Origin of the sequence: Herbaspirillum sp. WGmk3 (assembly GCF_023952535.1) — a bacterium.
Classification (GTDB): Bacteria; Pseudomonadota; Gammaproteobacteria; order Burkholderiales; family Burkholderiaceae_D; genus Herbaspirillum; species Herbaspirillum huttiense.
On the sequence record NZ_JAKYWT010000026.1, the window covers coordinates 1 to 435 of the forward strand.

Below are 435 nucleotides of genomic sequence, written 5' to 3' on the forward strand. Positions count from 1 at the left end.
TGTTGGCGGCGGGCCGGGATGTGCGTCTTGGTGTCGTGCAGGAATATTTCCGGCAGGAGATCCGCTGGGCCGATGACAAGGGCGGCAGCAACTGGGTCAGTCGCTTGACCGGGCCTAACTTCGTGGATCGCGCCAATGGTGCGCACGGCACCAGCGAGGTCGGCATCAATCGCGCCGTGGTGACCGGCAACAAGGAGGTCGCCACGCAGGTCAGCGGCAACAGCATCCACATCCAGGCGGGTCAGGATGTGACGAGCAAGGGCGCGCAGGTGGTGGCGGAGAACGCGCTGCAAGTCGAGGCCGGGCGTGACATCCACATCGGCACCGCCAACGTCTCGGCCAGCGCCCGCGACCAGAAGCAGCGCAGCAGCAGCGGAATCCTGACGGCCAGGACGGTGCGCACCGATGACGCCAGCAGCACCAGCCGCGAGGCGG

1 protein-coding gene is annotated in these 435 nt (G+C 67.4%); it reads left to right on the plus strand.

Annotation, left to right across the window (positions count from 1 at the left end; all coding sequences use genetic code 11):
- Nucleotides 1–435 (plus strand): hemagglutinin repeat-containing protein (locus MKD49_RS25780; RefSeq protein WP_252697718.1); only part of this gene is annotated, 435 nt, incomplete at both ends.